Here is a 19,413-nt window from a genome sequence, read left to right on the forward strand (position 1 = left end):
AGTTCCAGCAGGAAAAACTGGAGAGACCGGTGCGTTATCTACGTCGCGGACTCTTTGGCCCAAGGGGCGTTGCGGCATCCGGCTCTCCTAGCATCGGTATGGACTATGCTAATCCATCCCAATCTCATAATACAAGGGGCGATTCGCGAATCGCCCCTACACCACACGGCAACAACACCCACGGAGGAACAAGACAATGCGCAAAGAAAGTGCCTTGCGGCTGATTAAAGAGGCTGCGGAAACAGGGGCAATGAGTCTTAATCTTGCAGCGTTAGGTTTAACTAAACTGCCCTCAGAACTCTTTCAGCTTACGAATCTCACCTCGCTTCACCTTTACAGAAACCAGCTTTCCAGTCTGCCCTCAGAACTCTTTCAGCTTACGAATTTAAATTGGCTTGACCTCGAAGGCAACTGCCTTACCTTATTACCACCAGAGATCGTTCAGCTAAAGAATCTGACCGAACTTTACCTTAGCGGCAACCAGCTTACATCGTTGCCTCCAGAAATTGTCCAGCTGACCAACCTAAAAGAGCTTTATCTTTACGACAACCCCCTCATCTCCCCACCTTACGAACTCGCTGTCCAAGGCATCGAAGCCATTCGCGAATACTTCACCTCGCTCGAAGAAGGCGGGCAGACATTAGCTGAGGTCAAGATCATCCTTATAGGCGAAGGCGCATCGGGCAAGACCTCGCTCACCCGCTGTCTGCGCGGCGAGCGGTTCGACCCGCACGAGGCCACCACGCACGGCATCCGCATCAAGGACTGGCAGCTCGACACCGGCAGCCAGCACGTCCGCTGCAAGCTCTGGGACTTCGGCGGTCAAGAGATCATGCACGCCACGCACCAGTTTTTCCTCTCGCGCCGCAGCCTGTACGTCCTTGTCCTTGATGGCAGGCGCGACGAGCGGCCCGAATACTGGCTGCGCTACATCGAGAGCTTCGGCGGCGGCTCGCCGGTCTTAGTTGTGCTCAACAAGTACGACACTAATCCCGGCTTTGATCTCAACCGGCGTTTTCTGCAAGAGAAATACCCGTTCATCAAGGGCTTCTGGAAGACTTCCTGCAAGACCGGCAACGGCATCGAAGCCTTCAAGCAAGCACTGTGCAAGGAATTGAACAACGTCCCGTTGACCAAGAATGAATGGCCCACGAGTTGGTTCAGAGCAAAGGCGCAGCTGGAGCAGATGAACGAGCCGCGCATCAGTTATGAGAAGTTCGAGACGGTCTGCCGGGAAGCAGGCGTGAGCGGCGCGATCAGCCGCAATGTGCTGGCCGCTTTCCTGCACGATCTCGGCATTGTCATTCACTTTGATGAATTTGAGTTGGACGGCAACAACATCCTTGATCCAAAGTGGGTGACTGGCGCGGTGTATAAGATCATCAATGCCGAGCTGATTGCCGCAGGCAAAGGTCTGCTCAGGCTGGATGCGCTCAAGGAGATACTGGCATGGCAGGATGGCGACGAATACCGTTATGAACGGAACGACTATATCTTCATCATCAACCTGATGAAGAAGTTCGAGCTGTGCTATGAACTGAATGCCAAGGAGGTTCTTCTGCCCCAGCTTCTGGATGTGTCAGAGCCGCCCTTTGATTTCAAGCGCGAGGACGCGCTCCGCTTTGTCCTCCATTATGAGGACTTCCTGCCGCCCTCAGTCATGCCGCGCTTCATCGTCAAGCGGCACCACGAGATCAAGGACAAACTGCGCTGGCGGAGCGGCGTTGTCTTGCAGAATCCGATGCTTGAGGCAACTGCGGTGGTGAAAGCGGATGTCGAGGCAAGGCGTATTCATATTGAGGTGACAGGCACGCAACGCAAAGCTTTCCTCACTGTGATCATGCTCGCCTTGCGGGAAATCAACAGCGGCTTTGCTGGCCTGAAGGTCAGCGAGCGCGTGCCCATGCCGGATGACCAGACGCGCAGCGTGGATTGCGAGCATCTCCGCACCCTGCTTGAGCTGAAGCAGGAAACCTACACCCCGGAAGGCTCCAAGAAGGTGTACAAGGTGCGTGAGCTGCTGGATACCGTGGATGACGAGAAGATGCTGAAGATTCTGGCGCAAGCAGGCGGCGAAGCGAAGGACAAGGAGTCATTTCTTGATGTGGTGGGCAAAAATCTCAAAGCCGAGCCAGAGCTTTTCGGCTTTGGCATCAACCTGAAAGTTGTGGCCGAGGACCTCTGGCTGCGCTACCGGGCAAAGCGCGGCGGGAAGGGCGAATGACCGCGTTCAGCGTGTCGAGACTCACGAGCCGTGCCGAAGCAGCCGGAACAGGCCGCCTCGGCTTGAGGAAAGTGTATTCATCTTGCCCCCTCCAGCAGCTCCTTGGCCAAGGCCACAGTCTGCGGCGTGGGATGATCGCCGCCGAGCATCCGGGCCAGTTCGGCAGGCCGCTCCTCCGGCAAAAGCTGGCGGATGGCGGTGCGGGTGCGGCCCCCGTCGGCGACTTTCTCCACCAGAAAATGGACATCGCCGCAGGCGGCTATCTGAGGCAGATGGGTGATGCAGAAAACCTGATGATGCCCGGCCAGCTCGCCGATCTTGCGGGCCACCGCGCTGGCTGCCTCGCCGCCGATGCCCGCGTCGATTTCGTCGAGAATCACCGTCTCCACCTTGTCTTGGCGGGCGAAGAGGCACTTCATCGCCAGCATCAGCCGCGACAGCTCGCCGCCGGAGACCACCTCGGTCAGCGGCTTGAGCGGCTCGCCGGGGTTGGCGGAAAAGAGGAACTCCACCCGGTCCCAGCCGTCAGCGGAGAGACCGGAGCCATCGGGATTGTCCGCCGCCTGCACCGAAACCCCGAAATGGGTCTGGCGGAAACTGAGCGAGGCCAGCTCAGCCTGCATGGCCGCAGCCAGCCGCTCCCCGGCCTGCGCCCGCGCCGCTGACAGCCCGGCAGCCAGCCGCCGCAGCTCCGCCTCGACCGCCAGCAGCTCTTTGTCCACCTCGGCCAGCTCCTGCTCAATGCCCTCCAGCACATGCAGCTCCTGCTCAACCCGCCCGGCAAAGGCCAGCACTTCCTCAATGCCTGCGCCGTACTTGCGCTGAAGCTGGCGGATCAGGGCGAGACGGGCCGCAATCTGTTCCATCCTGCCTTGATCAGAGGGAATGGCCTCCAAGTAGGCATCAAGGCAGCCTTCCAAATCCTCGATCTCAAAGCAGGCCGAGCTGATCCGCTCCGTCAGCTCTTTAACGCCGGGGTCAAGGGCGGCGGCCTGCTCCATGTTCTTTCTGATCACGCTGAGAGGGCCGCGCACCTCCTCGCGCAGGAGCAGGCAGCTCTTCCCGGCCAGCTCGGCCAGCGCGGTGGAGGATTTGAGCAGGTCGCGCTCGCGGATCAGCGCCTCGTCCTCGCCCGGCGACAGCCCTGCCTGCCGGATTTCCCGCAGCTGAAAGCCAAGAAAGTCCCGCTTCTGCTCCTTGTGCTGCTCCTGCTCGCGGAGCTGATGCCGGCGGCGGACTAACTTCTGCCGCCGCTCGAAGACTTCGGCGTAGCGCAGCCGCTGCGCCAGCAGGCCGCCGTAGCCGTCAAGAAAATCAATGTGGCAGCTGCTGCGGAGGAGCTGCTGCTGGTCGTGCTGGCCCGCGATGTTGACTAAATTTTCAGTGAGATCAGCGGCGGCGCGGGCGGTGGCCAGGCGGTCGTTGATGAAGAAGCGGCTGCGCCCGCTGCTGCTGAGCACCCGGCGGAGGATGCAGTCGCCGCCGCTTTCCAAGCCCTGCTGATTGAGCAGCGCGGCCAGCTCCGGCTGCCTGCTGATGTCGAAAGCCGCCTCGACAGCCGCCTGCTGGCAGCCGCTGCGCACCAGCATGGCTGAGGCTCTGCCGCCGGTGAGCAGGTGCACGGCCTGCATGATGATCGACTTGCCCGCGCCGGTCTCGCCGGTGAAGACGACAAGCCCCTTGGGCGCGGCGGAGAAGTCAAGCTCCAGCGCGCTGATCAGGGCCAGATCGTTGATGCGCAGCTCCAGCAGCATGATGTGTGTCGTGTGCTTTGAGTTGGAATAAAATACGCCAAACGGTGCCTGCATTATAACAGACATTCAGCAGCAACGCTGCAATGCCGCAAGCTGTTCCGGGCTGCCGCATTCTCGCAGTTGCCGAACCGCAGCCGGTGTGCTATGATGCCGCATCGTCCCAGAGCATGATCCTGCCCGCAGACCACGGAGCTGTCCATGAAGCGCACTGTCACCTTTCTGCCTGAGAACATCACAGCGGTTGTCAATCAGGGCGAGAACCTGCTTGCCGCCGCCGCGAAAGCTGGTGTCTATGTCCACGCCTGCTGCGGCGGCGACGGAGTCTGCGGCAAATGCAAGGTGCTGGTCAAGGGCGAGGTGCGCTCGGATAAGGCCAATCTCAAGCAGGAGGACTGGGACAAGGGCTTCCGGCTGGCCTGCCGCTCGGTGGTGGAGTCAGACGTGGAAGTGACCATCCCGGAGCTGACCACCAAAGGCGGCAAGGCCCTCAAGCGCAAGCCGAAGACCACCCGCACCATCTCCGCCAAAGCCTTGGACAGCCTAGTCGGCACATGGAGCGTTGATCCGCCGGTGAGCAAGCTCTATCTGGAGCTGCCGCCGCCGACCATCGAGGACAACATTGCCGACATGCAGCGGGTGATGCGCGGCATCCGCCAGCATTGGCCTGATCCGCGCGACCCCTACTACGACCTGCCCCAGCTCATCACCTATCTGCCCAAGACCTTGCGCGAGGCGGACTGGAAAGTGACGCTCCTTTTCCTGCGCGGGCGGCACAAAGGCGATCCCTTCCGCATCATTGACATTGAGGCGGGCGACACCACCAGCAAGCTCTACGGCTTGGCGATTGACATCGGCACCACCACCTGCACCGGTCTGCTGCTCGACCTGCACAGTGGCGAGGTGCTGGCGGAGTCCTCCGCCTACAACGGCCAGATCAGCTATGGCGAAGATGTCATCTCGCGCATCATCTACGCGGCCCGGCCCGGCGGCCTGAAAGCCTTGCAGGCCAAGGTCGTGGCCACCATCAACAGCATTGTCGAGGACATCTGCCGCCAGCTGATCATCAGCCCGTCGGACATCGCCTATATGATGGCCGCAGGCAACACGGTGATGTCGCATCTGCTCTTGGGCATTGATCCGAAATATCTGCGCGAGGCTCCGTATGTGCCCAGCGTGAGTGAGTTTCCTCTGACCCGCGCGGCGGAGCTGGGCATCCACGCCCATCCTTCGACCCGGCTCTTTCTCTATCCCTGCGTGGCCTCTTATGTCGGCGGCGACATCGTTTCCGGTGTGCACGCCTGCCAGATGGCCAAGTCGGACAAGGTCAGCTTGTTCATAGACATCGGCACCAACGGCGAGATTGTTGTCGGCGGCAAGGACTGGCTGGTCTGCGCGGCCTGCTCCGCCGGGCCAGCCTTTGAGGGCGGAGGCATTCAGTATGGAATGCGGGCCTCAGCCGGGGCGATTGAGAAATTCCAGATTCACCCGGAGACGCTGGAGCCGATGCTGGTCACAGTCGGCCAGACCAAGCCGAGCGGCATCTGCGGCTCCGGCCTGATTGCCATTGTCGCTGAACTGCTGGAAAACAAGGTGATTGACCAGCAGGGCAAGTTCCGAAATGACCTCGACACGCCGCGTGTCCGGGAGGGCAGCAGCGGCTGGGAGTATGTCCTTGCTTGGCGGCACAACTCAATGATCGGCGAGGACATCATTCTGACTGAGGTGGACATAGACAACCTGATGCGGGCCAAAGGCGCGATGTACGCAGGCTATCAGACCCTGCTGGAGTCGGTCGGCCTCAGCTTCGCTGATTTAGATCAGGTGATTCTGGCGGGCAACTTCGGGGCCTATCTTGATCTGGAGCAGGCGATCTGTATTGGCCTGCTGCCGGACATAGACCGCGAGCATTTCTACTATCTCGGCAACGCCTCGCTCCTCGGCTGCCAGATCAGCATGAGCGATATGAGCCGCTTCCGCGAGCGAGAAGGCGTGCGCCAGCTGATGACCAACATGGAGCTATCCGAGAATCAGGACTTCATGCAGCACTACATGGCCGCGCTTTTTCTGCCGCACACGGACATGCGGCTTTTTCCAAGCATTCAAAAGAAATTGGCGGACTGAACCGCACGACAGCCACAAGGAGAACAGCAATGAAAATGATCAACACGCGCAGCAGAATGAGGAACAGGCAGCTGCTCAAGGCTGCCGCCTGCGGACTGGCTTTGGCCGCACTGCTGCTGGCCGGCTGCTCAGAGGAGAAGCAGGAGGCGGAGGAAAAAGGCGTGGTTGAGCGGGCTTCAGACGCAGTGGCGCATAAGGCGGCGGAGCAGCTGAACAAGCCGTTAAACAAGGCCAAGGACTCCCAAGCCTTGCAGAACATGCAGAACCAGCGGCTGGAGGATATGGCCGGAGAGGCGGAGCAGCAGTAAGGCCCGCCATGCCGACGGCTCATCAGCCGGACAGCGATTTCCGCGCTCTTGTACTGCTGCTGCTCGCCGCCCTGATTTTTGCCGCAGGCTGGCGTTTGCCAACACGGAACATGCCGCCCAGCTCCTATTTTTGGGCGGTGGGCAAACTCGTCCGCAGCCAAGCAGAAAAGGGCGTTCGGCTGACTGCCGGGATGGCTTGTGCCGATATCCCGGCGAAGCTGGCCGCCTTTTTCAACCTGCCGCTGCCGGTGAACCGGGCTGATCAGGCCGAGCTGCTGCGCCTGCCGGGCATCGGCCCCAAGCTGGCGGAAAATATCATCATGCACAGGGAAGAGCAGGGCGGCTTTGCCGGGCCGGATGACCTGATCAAGGTCAAAGGCATCGGCCCGAAACGCTCCGCCCGCCTGCTGCCGCTCCTCTGCTTTGACTGATGAAAGTTGATTGCCCCGTCATTGTCTTGGTCGGCCCCACTGCTGTGGGCAAAACCGAGCTGTCCTTCCGGCTGGCCGAGCAGTTCAACTGCGAGATCGTCAGCATGGATTCCATGCAGGTCTATCGCGGCATGGACATCGGCACAGCCAAACCCAGCCTTGAGGAACGGGCGCGGATTCTCCATCATCTCATTGACATCGCCGAGCCGGATGAGCAGTATGACGCGGCCCGTTTTGTCCGTGATGCCCTTGCCGCAATGGAAAAAATCGCCGCCCGCAGCAAGACCGCGCTGCTCACCGGCGGCACGGGCCTCTATTTGAAAGCCCTGTTCGAGGGGCTGTTCGATGCCCTGCATGCGAATAAAGCTGTCCGTGAGCAGCTGCAAGCCCGGCTGACAGAAGAGGGCAGGGCGGCTCTTCATGTTGAATTATGCCGAATTGACCCGGCAGCCGGGGCGCGGATTCATCCCAACGACACCCAGCGGCTTCTGCGCGGGCTGGAAATTTTTTATACTTCCGGCAGGACGTGGACAGAGCTGATTGAGAAGCAGAAGCGGGCAGAGCAGGGCAGGACGATGTTCAGCCGGGCGTATCTCGCGGGCCTGCATTGCCCAAAGCAGGAGCTGCGCGAGCGGATTGCTCAACGGAGCAAAGCTATGCTCGATCAGGGCCTGATTGAGGAGGTGAAGCGGCTGCGGCAGGCGGGCTATGGGCCGGAGCTGCCCTCGATGCAGGCCATCGGCTACCGGCACGCCAACCGGCTGCTCTCCGGCGAATGGACGCAGGCGGAGATGCTGGAGCAGCTCATTCTCGACACCCGCCGTTACGCCAAGCGGCAGATGACGTGGTTTTCCGCCAACAAAGAGCTGCGCTGGTTTCAGCGGGACGAGCATGAGCTGCTGGCGGCGGCAATCAGCTCCGCGCTCTTCAGCGGCCAGCTGGGCTGAGTTCCGTCCGCTGCTCCGATTCCTCTTTTTCGTTATTTCACCAGCAAAACAGGAAAAAATATTTTTTCTCGCCTGCCCCCTTGATTTTCTCCGCCCCGGCCCTATTGTTTGGCCAAGTCAAGCTGACAGGAACTTGCTCCTGTCCAAATCAGCGCATGTGAGCCGAGAAATTCCGGCTTCAGGAACATCTCAACATAATTCTGCAACAGGAGGACTATTCCATGAACATCCGTCCGCTGAATGACCGCATTCTGGTCAAAAGATTGGAAGAAGAAGAGAAGACCGCAGGCGGCATCATCATCCCCGACTCTGCCAAAGAAAAGCCCGCCGAGGGCAAAGTGATTGCAGTCGGCGCAGGCAAGCGGAATGACGCAGGCGAGCGCATCGCTATGGATGTCAAAGCAGGAGACCGGGTGCTGTTCTCCAAGTATGGCGGCACCGATGTGAAGATCGATGGACAGAAATACCTGATCATGCGCGAGGAAGATGTCCTCGGCATCATCGAGGAATAAGCGCGTCCCGCCTGCTGTTCAATCAAACGTCATCAACGCAACGCTATACAAGGAGTGAAGTGCAATGTCTTCCAAAGAGTTGAAGTACGGTGCCAAGGCCCGCGAGTCCATGCTGAACGGTGTCAACACCTTGGCCAACGCCGTGAAAGTCACCCTCGGCCCGAAAGGCCGCAACGTCCTGATTGAGAAGTCCTTTGGCGCGCCGGTCATCACCAAAGACGGCGTGACCGTAGCCAAAGAGATCGAGCTGAAGGACAAGTTCGAGAACATGGGCGCGCAGATGGTGAAGGAAGTCGCTTCCAAGACCTCTGACGTGGCCGGCGACGGCACCACCACCGCCACTGTGCTGGCTCAGGCCATCTACACCGAAGGCGTGAAGATGGTTGCTGCTGGCGCAAACCCGATGGAGATCAAGCGCGGCATTGACGCGGCAGTTGATGTGGTTGTCGCCGAGCTGAAGAACATCTCCAAGCCGACCAAGGAGCAGAGCGAGATCGCTCAGGTCGGCACCATCTCCGCCAACAACGACAAGACCATCGGCAACATCATCGCCGAGGCTATGGACAAGGTCGGCAAAGAGGGCGTGATCACGGTTGAGGAAGCCAAGTCCATGGAGACCTCCTTGGATGTGGTTGAGGGAATGCAGTTTGATCGTGGTTACCTCTCTCCGTACTTCGTCACTGATGCGGAGCGGATGGAAGTCAGCATGAGCAACCCGCTGATCCTCATCAACGAGAAGAAGATCTCCAGCATGAAGGACATGCTGCCGATTCTTGAGCAGGTCGCCAAGATGGGCAGGCCGCTGGTGATCATCGCTGAGGATGTGGATGGCGAGGCGCTGGCCACGCTGGTGGTCAACAAGCTGCGCGGCACCCTGAATGTGGCCGCAGTCAAGGCTCCAGGCTTCGGCGACCGCCGCAAGGCCATGCTGGAGGACATCGCTGTCCTCACCGGCGGCCAGGTCATCACCGAAGACATCGGCATCAAGCTGGAGAATGTCACCATCAACGACCTTGGCACCGCCAAGCGCGTGGTGATTGACAAGGACAACACCACCATCATTGACGGCGACGGCAACAAGGATGCGCTGGCCGCGCGGGTGAAGCAGATCCGCACCCAGATTGACGACTCCACTTCTGACTATGACCGCGAGAAGCTGCAAGAGCGTCTGGCCAAGCTGATCGGCGGCGTGGCCGTGATCAATGTCGGCGCAGCCACCGAGATTGAGATGAAGGAGAAGAAGGCCCGCGTTGAGGACGCGCTCAACGCCACCCGCGCCGCAGTTGAGGAAGGCGTGGTGCCTGGCGGCGGCGTGGCCTTTGTGCGCTGCATCAAGGCGGTCGAGGCGCTCCAGCTCGAAGGCGAGCAGAAGCTGGGCAAGCAGATCATCATCCGCGCTCTTGAGGAGCCGGTGCGCATGATCGCGGCCAATGCCGGCCTGGAAGGCTCCGTGGTTGTGGAGAAGGTGAAGACGATGGCCGGTTCCAACGGCTTCAACGCCGCCACCGAGCAGTATGGCGACTTGGTTGCCGACGGTGTTATTGACCCGACCAAGGTCTCCCGCACCGCGCTCCAGAACGCAGCTTCCGTATCTGGTATGCTGCTGACCACCGAGTGCATGATCGCCGAGGAGCCGGAGAAGGAAGGCGCGGCTGGCGGCGGCATGGGCGGTATGGGCGGCGGCATGGGCGGCATGGGCGGCGGCATGGGCGGCATGATGTAAGCCGTCTGCCTCTGCGCAGCCCTGTTTAAGCGAAGAAGCGGCAGGCTCCCGAAGAATGGGAGCTGCCGCTTCTTTTGTTTTCAACTCTATATCCGTGAGAGCATGTTTTACCAAAAAAGCAAAACCGTGCTGCGGCAGGGCGGCTTGGCCGCCTCCAAGAAGCTGGGGCAGAATTTCCTTGTTCACCGGCATACGGCGGAGCGCATCGCCGATCTGGCCGGGCTGGACAAGGAGGACACCGTGATTGAGGTGGGAGTTGGGCTGGGCGCGCTGACCGTGCCGCTGGCCGAGGCAGCCCGCCAAGTCATCGGCGTGGAGGCGGATTCCGGCCTCATCCGCCTCCACGAGGAGCAGCAGGATTTGCCCGCCAATGTCCGCTTGCTGCATCAGGACGTGCTGACAGCGGATTTTTCAGCTTTGGCGGCGGAACACGGGCCGTTGAAAATCGTCGCCAATCTGCCGTACTCGATTTCCTCGCCTTTTCTTTTCAAGCTGATTGACTGCTGCCACCAGGTCAGCTTTGCCGTGCTGATGCTGCAAAAAGAATTTGCCCGGCGACTCATAGCCCGGCCCGGCACCAAGGAATACGGCGCGCCCACAGTGCTGCTCGCCGCCTGCGCGGCTGCCGAGCCGCTGCTGGAGGTCGGCCCGGAGGAATTTCATCCCCGGCCCAAGGTTGATTCGCTGGTGCTGCGGCTGACTTTTCAGCCAGTGCCGGAGCGGGCGCGGCAGCTGGGAGATTTCGACCGCCCGCTGCTCAAACGGGTGGTGAGCGCGGCCTTTGGCCAGCGGCGGAAAACTCTGCTCAACAGCCTGAACGCTGCCGGACTGGGCGGCAAAGCGGAGCTGGCCGCCGCTCTCGCCGCTGCCGGGCTTGCACCTTCAGAGCGGGCCGAACGTCTGACTGTGGAGGATTTCACCCGGCTGACCCGACAGATAGGCAAAAAAAATGAGCAGTTAATTTAAGCAATAACCTCATTCAACTAAACCGGGCGCACAAAAAAACTTCTCCGTTCATCTTCCATTCATTCTGGCATGGATACTATAGCTGCCATCCAACGCATGGAATTCAGCCGGTCACGGCTGATGCAGCAATAGTCACACTAAAAGCAGGGGAAATCCTGCGGGAGAGAGAACATGACGAAGATCACCAGCATCCTGTCAGCACGGAATTTTTTCACAGCAGCATTCGGCTTGGCTGTCATCAGCGGTCCGGCGGCGGCGGTTGAAATTTCTTCTGAGCTGCGCTCGGCTGCCCTTCAGGCGATGCCAACGGAGGCAGCAAACAGAACGGCCATGGAGCACTGCGGCTGCGACAACCAGAAAGGCATTGAGATGTATGTGCAAAATCTCATCAATGACGCGCAGAAGCGTGGCCTGAGCTGTCAAGCGGCCATGCATGTTCCTGCCTGCATCACCAGTTACTGCTCCATTTGCAGAGGACATGACGGACTGGTGGAAAACTGCATCAAGGCTGGCGTTGAATACTTCACCAAATCAGCAGAGTTCTGTTCCGGCCAGCAGCCCGGTGTTGCCCAGAACATGCCTGACATGCAGTTTTTGAGTCAATTTCTGAAGTTCTGAGCCGGGTGAAAAAATGGCCTATGCCGGAGGAGCATAGGCCGAAAGAGCGGATGCGCTGGCAATCACTCGCCGACAATGATCTCCTGCCAAGTTTGATTGTAATCCTTTATCGTGTCGCCAAGGTCTTCCTTGAATTCCGAGCGTTCCAAGTCAGAAATTTCATAATTCGGCTTCACGGTGCGGATATCGCGGGCTGGGATATTGATGGACGGCAGCATAAGGAAGTCGGCAATCTGGGCATAGACCTCAGGCTTGTGAATGTAGTTCATGAAGGTGTAGGACAGCTCCTTGTTCTTGGCGTTCTTCAGCAGCACCATGCTGTCCATGTACATTGCGCTGCCTTCTTTTGGAATAAAGAACTCGACATGCTTTTTCCCTTCCTCGTCCAGCTCAAGAAAAATGTTCTCAGCATAGCCCTGCACCACCCAGAATTCACCGGCGGCAAAACCTTTGGCAAAGGTCTCCGCGTCAAATTTGACGATCTTGCTCTTCCACTGCTTGACTAACTCTTTTGCCTGCTTCAGCTCCTCAAGGTTCGTCGTGTTGACCGAATAACCTAAGGATTTGAGAGCCGCGCCCAGCACCTCGCGCATGTCGTCGAGCATGGTCATCCGGCCTTTCAGATCATCCCGGTTGAAGAGTGCCCAGCTTTTCTCAAATCCTGCCGGAACCTCTTTGGTGTTCACGGCCACACCTGCCGCGCCCATCATGTAAGGAACGGAATATTTATTCCCTGCATCAAAGTTGATTTTCTTCAAAACAGCAGGGTCAATATTGACAAAATTTGGCACTTTGTTTTTGTCAATTGGCTCCAGCATGTTCTCCTTGATCATGATGGAGACGTAATCACCAGATGGAAAAACGAGGTCGTAACCGCCGCCGCCTGCCTTCAGCTTGGTGAACATTTCCTCATTTGAGGCGTACATGTCATAAACGACCTTGACATTGTACGCTTTTTCAAAATCCTTGACCACCTGATCTGGAATATAGTACGTCCAGTTGTAAATAAACAGCTTCTGCTCCGCAGCTTTATCTTTCGACTGGGCCTGCTCTTCTTTTTTTGAGTCAGAACAGCCCTGCACGGAAAGGCAGAGGGCGGCTGCCGAAAGCAGCAGCAAGGACAATTTTTCCATGACCACGCTCCTTTGATGAGGGAAATGTTATCTCTTCAGTAGAGAAGAGTAGAGATTTTTGGTTGACCAAGCCAGCAGCGCGGTGCCGACAATGATCACCACCGACAAGGCATTGAGGGCCGGCGACACGCCAAAGCGGATCATTGAGAAAATGTGCAGCGGCAAGGTTGAAGATCCTGGTCCGGCGACAAAAAAAGTGATGACAAAATCTTCCAGCGAGAGAGTGACAGCCAGCAGCAGCCCGGCGATGATCCCTGGCATGGCGATTGGCAGCAAAACGCGCAGGAGCATGTCCAATTCGCTCGCGCCCAAATCGTAAGCAGCTTCGACGATTGAAAAATCAAATTCCTCCAGTCTGGCCATCACCGTCATCAGGACAAAGGGGATGTTGAAAGTGACATGGGCAAGAAAGACGGTGAGTAAACTGAGGTTGAGGCCGATCTTGTTGAAAAAAATCAGAATGGACACGCCGATGATGATTTCCGGCAGGATGATCGGGAAAAAGGTCAGGGTCTGAATGGCCTTTTTCATTCTGAAATTGTACCAGCAGAGACCGATTGCCCCCAGAGAGCCAATAATTGTGGCAGTCACTGCGGAGGAGATGGCGACTATGATGCTGTTGTAAAAGCTGTGCCAGAGCGGCTGCGAGTTATAGAACAGCTCGTGATACCACTTCAGGGAAAATCCCTCCCAGCGCATAGACTTGGAACTGTTGAAAGAGGAAACAACCAGAATGACTAACGGAATATGCAGGAAAAGGGTGACAAAGAGAAAGACACCCAGCGAAAATTTGCCCGGTTTGCTCATCTACAGCTCCTTTTTGCTCTGCGAGCGCATGAAGAATAATACGCCGATCATGGTCACGGAAGTCAGCACCACAGAAATTGAGGATGCCAGCGGCCAGTTTCTGGTGATGTTCAGCTCGCGGACGATCAGATTGCCCAGCATCCACGAATCAGTCCCGCCGACTAACTGCGGCACGGCAAAATTGCCAAAGGTCGGGATGAAGGTGAAGAGAATGGCGGTGGTTATGCCGCTGCGGATGTTGGGAATCATCACCAGCCAAAGCGCGCGGAATTTCGACGCGCCCAAATCCATTGCTGCCTCGATCAGAGAGAAGTCAAATTTTTCAATGGTCGAATAGAGCGGAAAAATGGCAAAAGGAATGGTGGTGTAGATGATGACTAAAATAATCGCATAGCGATTGTAAAGAAACTGGATGTGCGCGTCGATCAAGCCGGTGGAGAGCAGAAAGCTGTTGAGCAGACCATTGCTGCCGAGTATGGCAATCCACGCATAAATGCGGATCAGGAAATTCGTCCAGAATGGAATGATGATCAGCATCAGGAGCAGGTTTTTCACCGGGCTGCGGGCGATGTAATAAGCTGTTGGCAGAGCCAGCGTGACCATCAGCGCGGTGGAGGCCACGGCGATGATGATGGTGTTGAGCAGCACCTTGAGCACAGCGGTGTTGAGCAGCGATTTATAAGCAGCCAAGGAGAATTTCAGCTCCACTCCACCATACAGTCCTTTCTCCATGAAGCTGTAGCTCAGGGTGATGAGCAGCGGCACCGAGAGGAAGGCGATGAGCCAGAAGGCGATGGGCGTGACGTAAATCGGCCCGTAATTCTTGCGCATTTGTCAGTTCACCTCCACCATGAAGCTGTCTTTGGTGTTCCACCAGACGCTGACCTCATCTTTCCAAGTGATGGGCTTCTCGTCCATGAAATACTGCACATGCTGGCGGAAAACGAGCAGCGGCTCTTTGGTGCCATTGACCCGGACAAAATATTTTGTCTGGAAGCCGGTGTAGATCATGTCCTCCACAGTGCCGCGCAGAACATTGACATCCGGCGGCAGATTGCTCGGCTTGCCCGGCGCGATGCGGATTTTTTCAGGCCGGACCGTCAGGGCAACGCTGCTGCCGGGCTGCACTTTTTTGTCGCGCCAAATGTTGAATTTGCCGTATTCCGGCGACTCAAAGACCGCGTTCTCCTCGTCAGTCACGGCGATGACTTTGCCTCGGATGTAGTTGGTTTCGCCGATGAAGCGGGCGACAAACTCATTTGCCGGGCTTTCGTAGATTTCCGCCGGAGTGCCGATCTGCTGAATCTGGCCTTTGTTGAGGACGCAGACCTGATCCGACACGCTCAGTGCCTCAGCCTGATCATGGGTGACGTAGATGAAAGTGATGCCGACCTTGTCGTGAATCGCGTCTAATTCCAGCAGCATGTGCTGGCGCAGCTTGGCATCCAAGGCTGAGAGCGGCTCGTCCAAGAGCAGCACCTGCGGCTGGTTGATCAAAGCGCGGGCAATGGCGATGCGCTGCTTCTGGCCGCCGGAAAGCTGGCGGGGATACTTCTTGCTCTCGCTCTCCATTTTGACCAAGGTCAGATTTTCCTCCACAGCTCTTTTGATCTCCGCATTGGCAACTTTCTTCAGGCGGAGGGGAAAAGCGACATTTTCAAAGACTGTCAGATGAGGAAAAAGGGCGTAGCTCTGAAAAATCGTGTTGACGTGCCGTTTGTTCGGCGGCAGCGGCAGCACATTGACACCGTCAAAATAGACAGCTCCTTCGCTTGGCATTTCAAATCCGCCGATAATGCGGAGCAGCGTGGTCTTGCCGCAGCCGGAAGGGCCGAGCAATGAATAAAACCCGCCCTTGCTGATGGTCAGCGACGTGTTGTTCAAGGCGACAAAGTCGCCAAAGCGTTTTGAAACGTTCTCGATAGTGACCTGGCTGCTTTTCACCGCGTCAACCTGAGGATGATGAAACGCCTCTCCTGCCCTCCGCTGCGGCGGCAGGCTGCGTCCCGTTGCGATTGATGAAATTCCGACCCATTATAACTGGCGGCCAGCGATTGGAAAATACTCGTCCTCAAGCCGTTTTGTCAAGACAAAACCTGTGGCCGCAGCTGCTGCGGGAAATCCTGTTTTGCCGCCGTTTCTGGTTGACTTTGCCCCGCCTTCTCCCGTATTGTTGTCCGGGCTGGAAGCCGCCCGCGCCGCAGCCGCGCAGGCGGCTCAATTACAACGATTTCTTCTCAAACATCATGACTAAAATTCTTTCAGCCGCAGTCCTGCTGCTCTCCGCCCCGGCGGCGGCATTGGCCAGCGGCGGCCACGGCCCCGACATCCCGCCTGTCTGGATCGCCCCTTTCGCCCTGCTCCTGCTCTGCATCGCCGTGCTGCCTCTGGCCGCGCACCACTGGTGGGAGAGCAACCGCAACCGCGCCTTGGTCAGCGGATTTTTCGCCCTGATTTTCGCAGCCTACATGCTGCTCTCCTTTGGCACTGCGGGCGGGGCGGCGCTGCTCCACGCCCTGCTCTATGAGTATTTGCCCTTTATTGTCCTGCTGGCCGCGCTCTTCGTCATCTCCGGCGGCATCTACATCAAAGGCTCTTTGGCCGGAACGCCGCTCTCCAACTCGGTCATTCTGATCATCGGCGGCACGCTGGCCAGCTTCATCGGCACCACCGGCGCCTCGATGGTGCTGATCCGGCCGCTTCTCCGGGCCAACCGGTCGCGGCACAACAAAGTCCATCTGGTGATTTTTTTCATCTTTGTTGTCTCCAACTGCGGCGGCCTGCTCACCCCGCTCGGCGACCCGCCGCTCTTCCTCGGCTTCCTCAAAGGCGTGCCTTTCGGCTGGACGCTTCAGCTCTGGAAAGAATGGCTTTTGGTCAACGGCCTGCTGATCATTATCGGCAACTTGGTTGATCAGTACATGCTGGACCGCGAAGAGAAGGAGCGCAAAGGCCCGCAGCTGGAGCGGGCGCTTCGGCACGAGCCGTTAGGCATTGAAGGCTGGCACAACTTTTTCTTTCTTGGCGGCATTGTGCTGGTCATCCTCGGCAAAGGTCAAGGCTGGGGCGGCGAATGGCCCCTCGGCGTGCAGGAAGCCCTGATGACCGCGCTCACGCTGGCCGCGTATTTCACCACCAAAAAAGAAACCCGTGCCGCCAACAGTTTCACATTCGCACCAATCATCGAGGTGGCGGTGCTTTTCTTCGGCATCTTCATCACCATGATCGCGCCGCTGACTGTGCTCAATGTGCATGGCAAAGAGTTGGGCCTGACTGAGCCGTGGCAGTATTTCTGGGGCACCGGCCTGCTATCGAGCTTCTTGGACAACGCGCCCACGTACCTGACCTTTGCCGCCACCGCCGCAGGCAGCATGGGCGTGAGCGTAGAGAGCCAGAAATATCTGGCCGAGTTCCTCGCCAAGGGCGGCGCGCAGGCGGCAAATATCTTGGTCGCCATCTCCTGCGGCGCGGTCTTCATGGGCGCGAACACCTACATCGGCAACGGCCCGAACTTCATGGTCAAGGCCATCGCTGAGGAAAACAAGGTCAAGATGCCGAGCTTCTTCGGCTATATGGCTTGGTCCGGCTGCATCCTGCTGCCGGTGCTGCTGCTGGTGACTTTAGTCTTTTTCCGATGAGCGGAACTTCGCTCATCGCCCTTGTTTTTTAACAAAAAACAAGAAAATGTCCGCATTGCGCAACACGCTGTCCGCAGTTGCTAAATCCGCTGCACACCGTGTATAGTGGGGCAATTCATCCGCCCACTTTTTCTCGCAAAGATCCCATGTCCGCGCCCCGCAACACGTTCTCCATTATCACCGCCGCGCTCTTCGTCCTCGCCCTGATCGGCTATCTGATCTGGCAGGAAAGGCAGACCGAGCGGCCTGAGAAGATTGAAGTCACCACCGCAGGCTTTCTCGAAATGTGCCTGTCCTGCCACAAGGACGAGCAGCCCGACCCCGCCCACGCGGCGCAGATGATCGGCTGTTCGCCCTGCCATCTCGGCGACGCGGCGGCGATTGACAAGGAGAAAGCGCACAAGGGCATGGTGCTCAACCCCGGCGATCTGCGGGTGGTGGAGAAGAGCTGCGGCAAGGAAGGCTGTCATCCGGCGGACGTGCACAAGGTGAAGAACTCGCTCATGGCCACCAACCGGGGCATCCTCTCCACGCTGCTCTATTACTGGGGCGAGCGCGACACGCAGGACGCGGCAATCACGGTGGAGCAATTGCTGGAAAGCGGCGAGAACTCCTTAGCCTTGGATTACTTCCGCAAGCTCTGCGCTACCTGTCATCTCTGGAAGCAGAAGAACGACCTGCCCGGCGCGCCGAAGTTCTTCAACGAGAAAGGCGGCGGCTGCTCGGCCTGCCACTACATTCCGGCCAAGGGCGACGAGCGCACCACCGTGACTTCCTTTGACGAGAAGCAGCCACAGGGCAAAAAGCCGCATCCGCAGATCAGCAAGAAGGTGCCGGACGAGAACTGCGTTCGCTGCCACAACCGCTCAGGGCGCATCGGCATCTCCTACGCCGGAATGTTCGAGGGCGAGGGCTACGGCACGCCGTATGAAAAGGGCAAGCCGTCCTCCAAACAGCTGCCGGGCGGACGCTTCTACTTGGAGATCGCTGAGGATGTGCACCATACGAAAGGCATGTCCTGCATTGACTGCCACACCCGCGAGGAGATCATGGGCGACGGCACGCAGTACGCCCACTACGAGGAGCAGCTGGAGATCAGCTGCGAGGGCTGCCACAGCGCCGAGCCGGGCCTGACGCGCAAGGGCCGCAAAGTCACCAACATCAGCAAGGGCAAAGAAGGCTTTGTCCTCACGGGCCGCAATGACGGCGAGGTGCGCCCGCTGCGCCAGCCCAAGCAGGATGCCTGCGCCTATCCGGGACACAAGCGGCTGTCCTGCGTCGCCTGTCATGCCACTTGGGTGCCGCAGTGCTACGGCTGCCACGTCAAGCGCGACCTGAGCGAGACTGACCTTGACAAGCTGAAGCTGGAGCAAACGCCTGGCTGGTGGAAGGAGGGTCGTTCCTACATCCGCTACGAGCAGCCGATGCTCGCTGTGTGGAAGGACAAGGTGGTGATCGTCACGCCGGGCTGTCAGGATGTGGTGACGCTGATCGACAAGGACGGCAAGGTGGAAGGCGGCTTCAACCGCTTCACTATGGCGGCCATCAATCCGCACACCACGCAGGCCAAAGGCAGGCCCTGCGCTGACTGCCATGCCTCCACCAAGACTGTCGGCTTGGGCGAAGGCACGGTGACGAAGAAGGACGGCAAATGGGCGTTCCATTCCGTCGGGCAGGGCGTGGAGACGCTGCAAGGACGCACCGTGCCGCTCGATGCCTTTGTCACCATTGACGGCCAGCAGCTCCAGCACGGCTCGCGGCCTGACCTGCGGCCTTTCAACGCCGAGGAGCTGCGCCGCATCCTGCGGGTCGGGCTGTGTCTGCCTTGTCACGAAAGCTATGACGATCCGGCCTACAAGGACTACGATGCAAAGAGGGCGTGCCCGAAGTATCAGGAGCCGTAAGGCGCGGGGCACTATGTGATGCCGCAGAGGCAACCGGAGGAGACATGGACAACCAATTCTGCGACCTTGAGCGCATTGACAAGCATACGGAGGAGCTGGCCATGTTTGAGCAGAGGCTTGCCCTGTGCCAAGAGCTGGGCGACAGAAAGCAGGAAAGGGAGACGCTCAACCACATCAGCTGTCTTTACAGGAAGCAGGGCAACTATGCCGCCGCCCTGAGTCATCTTGAGCAAAGCCTGCGCATCAGCCATGAGATCGGCCACAGGAACCAGAGAGTGGCGACGCTGTACACCATGCTCTATCTTCATGGGGTGCAGGGCGATCATC

17 protein-coding genes are annotated in these 19,413 nt (G+C 58.4%); 12 read left to right on the plus strand and 5 right to left on the minus strand.

Features of this window, described 5'->3' with window-relative positions; translation table 11 throughout:
• Nucleotides 1-196: 196 nt before the first annotated feature.
• Nucleotides 197-2,224: a COR domain-containing protein gene (locus ACNKH3_RS01160; protein WP_417917053.1), complete on the plus strand. Its 2,028-nt coding sequence runs from the start codon at nt 197-199 to the stop codon at nt 2,222-2,224.
• Nucleotides 2,225-2,301: 77 nt separating this feature from the next.
• Here ACNKH3_RS01160 and recN read toward each other — a convergent pair whose 3' ends face one another.
• Nucleotides 2,302-3,978 carry a DNA repair protein RecN gene (gene recN / locus ACNKH3_RS01165; RefSeq protein ID WP_420207938.1) on the minus strand — a complete coding sequence of 559 codons (1,677 nt, stop codon included), beginning with the start codon at nt 3,976-3,978 and terminating at the stop codon, nt 2,302-2,304.
• 198 nt (nt 3,979-4,176) lie between these two features.
• Here recN and ACNKH3_RS01170 point away from each other — a divergent pair, with 198 nt between their 5' ends.
• The 8 genes from ACNKH3_RS01170 (at nt 4,177) to ACNKH3_RS01205 (ending at nt 11,604) form a co-directional block, all read left to right on the plus strand.
• Nucleotides 4,177-6,099 (plus strand): ASKHA domain-containing protein, encoded by a 1,923-nt coding sequence (locus ACNKH3_RS01170; RefSeq protein ID WP_420207939.1) that lies wholly within the window; start codon nt 4,177-4,179, stop codon nt 6,097-6,099.
• A 29-nt stretch (nt 6,100-6,128) separates the two neighbouring features.
• On the plus strand, nt 6,129-6,407 hold the full coding sequence (locus ACNKH3_RS01175) for a hypothetical protein (RefSeq protein ID WP_420207940.1): 279 nt from the start codon (nt 6,129-6,131) through the stop codon (nt 6,405-6,407).
• Nucleotides 6,408-6,415: 8 nt separating this feature from the next.
• Nucleotides 6,416-6,838 (plus strand): ComEA family DNA-binding protein, encoded by a 423-nt coding sequence (locus ACNKH3_RS01180; RefSeq protein ID WP_420207941.1) that lies wholly within the window; start codon nt 6,416-6,418, stop codon nt 6,836-6,838.
• Entirely contained in the window at nt 6,838-7,785 is a 948-nt protein-coding gene (miaA, locus tag ACNKH3_RS01185; RefSeq protein ID WP_420207942.1) for a tRNA (adenosine(37)-N6)-dimethylallyltransferase MiaA, read from the plus strand. The genes ACNKH3_RS01180 and miaA overlap by 1 nt, the downstream gene beginning before the upstream one ends.
• Nucleotides 7,786-8,006: 221 nt before the next feature.
• On the plus strand, nt 8,007-8,297 hold the full coding sequence (groES, locus tag ACNKH3_RS01190; protein ID WP_420207943.1) for a co-chaperone GroES: 291 nt from the start codon (nt 8,007-8,009) through the stop codon (nt 8,295-8,297).
• Nucleotides 8,298-8,361: 64 nt separating this feature from the next.
• On the plus strand, nt 8,362-10,020 hold the full coding sequence (groL, locus tag ACNKH3_RS01195) for a chaperonin GroEL (RefSeq protein ID WP_420207944.1): 1,659 nt from the start codon (nt 8,362-8,364) through the stop codon (nt 10,018-10,020).
• Between the two features lie 102 nt (nt 10,021-10,122).
• Nucleotides 10,123-10,986 carry a 16S rRNA (adenine(1518)-N(6)/adenine(1519)-N(6))-dimethyltransferase RsmA gene (rsmA, locus tag ACNKH3_RS01200; protein WP_420207945.1) on the plus strand — a complete coding sequence of 288 codons (864 nt, stop codon included), beginning with the start codon at nt 10,123-10,125 and terminating at the stop codon, nt 10,984-10,986.
• Nucleotides 10,987-11,157: 171 nt separating this feature from the next.
• On the plus strand, nt 11,158-11,604 hold the full coding sequence (locus tag ACNKH3_RS01205; RefSeq protein ID WP_420207946.1) for a hypothetical protein: 447 nt from the start codon (nt 11,158-11,160) through the stop codon (nt 11,602-11,604).
• Between the two features lie 62 nt (nt 11,605-11,666).
• Here the strand turns inward: ACNKH3_RS01205 and ACNKH3_RS01210 are convergent, their stop codons facing one another.
• From ACNKH3_RS01210 to ACNKH3_RS01225, 4 genes are read right to left on the minus strand one after another with little or no spacing between them, the layout of a single operon-like run.
• A complete protein-coding gene (locus ACNKH3_RS01210) occupies nt 11,667-12,737 on the minus strand; it encodes an extracellular solute-binding protein (RefSeq protein WP_420207947.1) in 1,071 nt (356 codons plus the stop codon).
• A 27-nt stretch (nt 12,738-12,764) separates the two neighbouring features.
• Nucleotides 12,765-13,544 (minus strand): ABC transporter permease, encoded by a 780-nt coding sequence (locus ACNKH3_RS01215; protein WP_420207948.1) that lies wholly within the window; start codon nt 13,542-13,544, stop codon nt 12,765-12,767.
• Complete coding sequence (locus ACNKH3_RS01220; protein WP_420207949.1) at nt 13,545-14,375, minus strand: ABC transporter permease; 831 nt, start codon at nt 14,373-14,375, stop codon at nt 13,545-13,547.
• A gap of 3 nt (nt 14,376-14,378) precedes the next feature.
• On the minus strand, nt 14,379-15,488 hold the full coding sequence (locus tag ACNKH3_RS01225; RefSeq protein WP_420207950.1) for an ABC transporter ATP-binding protein: 1,110 nt from the start codon (nt 15,486-15,488) through the stop codon (nt 14,379-14,381).
• Nucleotides 15,489-15,790: 302 nt separating this feature from the next.
• Between ACNKH3_RS01225 and ACNKH3_RS01230 the strand changes: the two genes are divergently transcribed.
• The 3 genes from ACNKH3_RS01230 to ACNKH3_RS01240 form a co-directional block, all read left to right on the plus strand.
• Nucleotides 15,791-17,182 (plus strand): sodium:proton antiporter, encoded by a 1,392-nt coding sequence (locus ACNKH3_RS01230; protein WP_420207951.1) that lies wholly within the window; start codon nt 15,791-15,793, stop codon nt 17,180-17,182.
• 146 nt (nt 17,183-17,328) lie between these two features.
• A complete protein-coding gene (locus ACNKH3_RS01235; RefSeq protein WP_417915838.1) occupies nt 17,329-19,086 on the plus strand; it encodes a hypothetical protein in 1,758 nt (585 codons plus the stop codon).
• Between the two features lie 44 nt (nt 19,087-19,130).
• The coding region (locus tag ACNKH3_RS01240; protein WP_417915837.1) for a tetratricopeptide repeat protein at nt 19,131-19,413 on the plus strand (283 nt) is incomplete at its 3' end.

The sequence above is a fragment of the Candidatus Electronema sp. JC genome (assembly GCF_048287365.2).
Classification (GTDB): domain Bacteria; phylum Desulfobacterota; class Desulfobulbia; order Desulfobulbales; family Desulfobulbaceae; genus Electronema.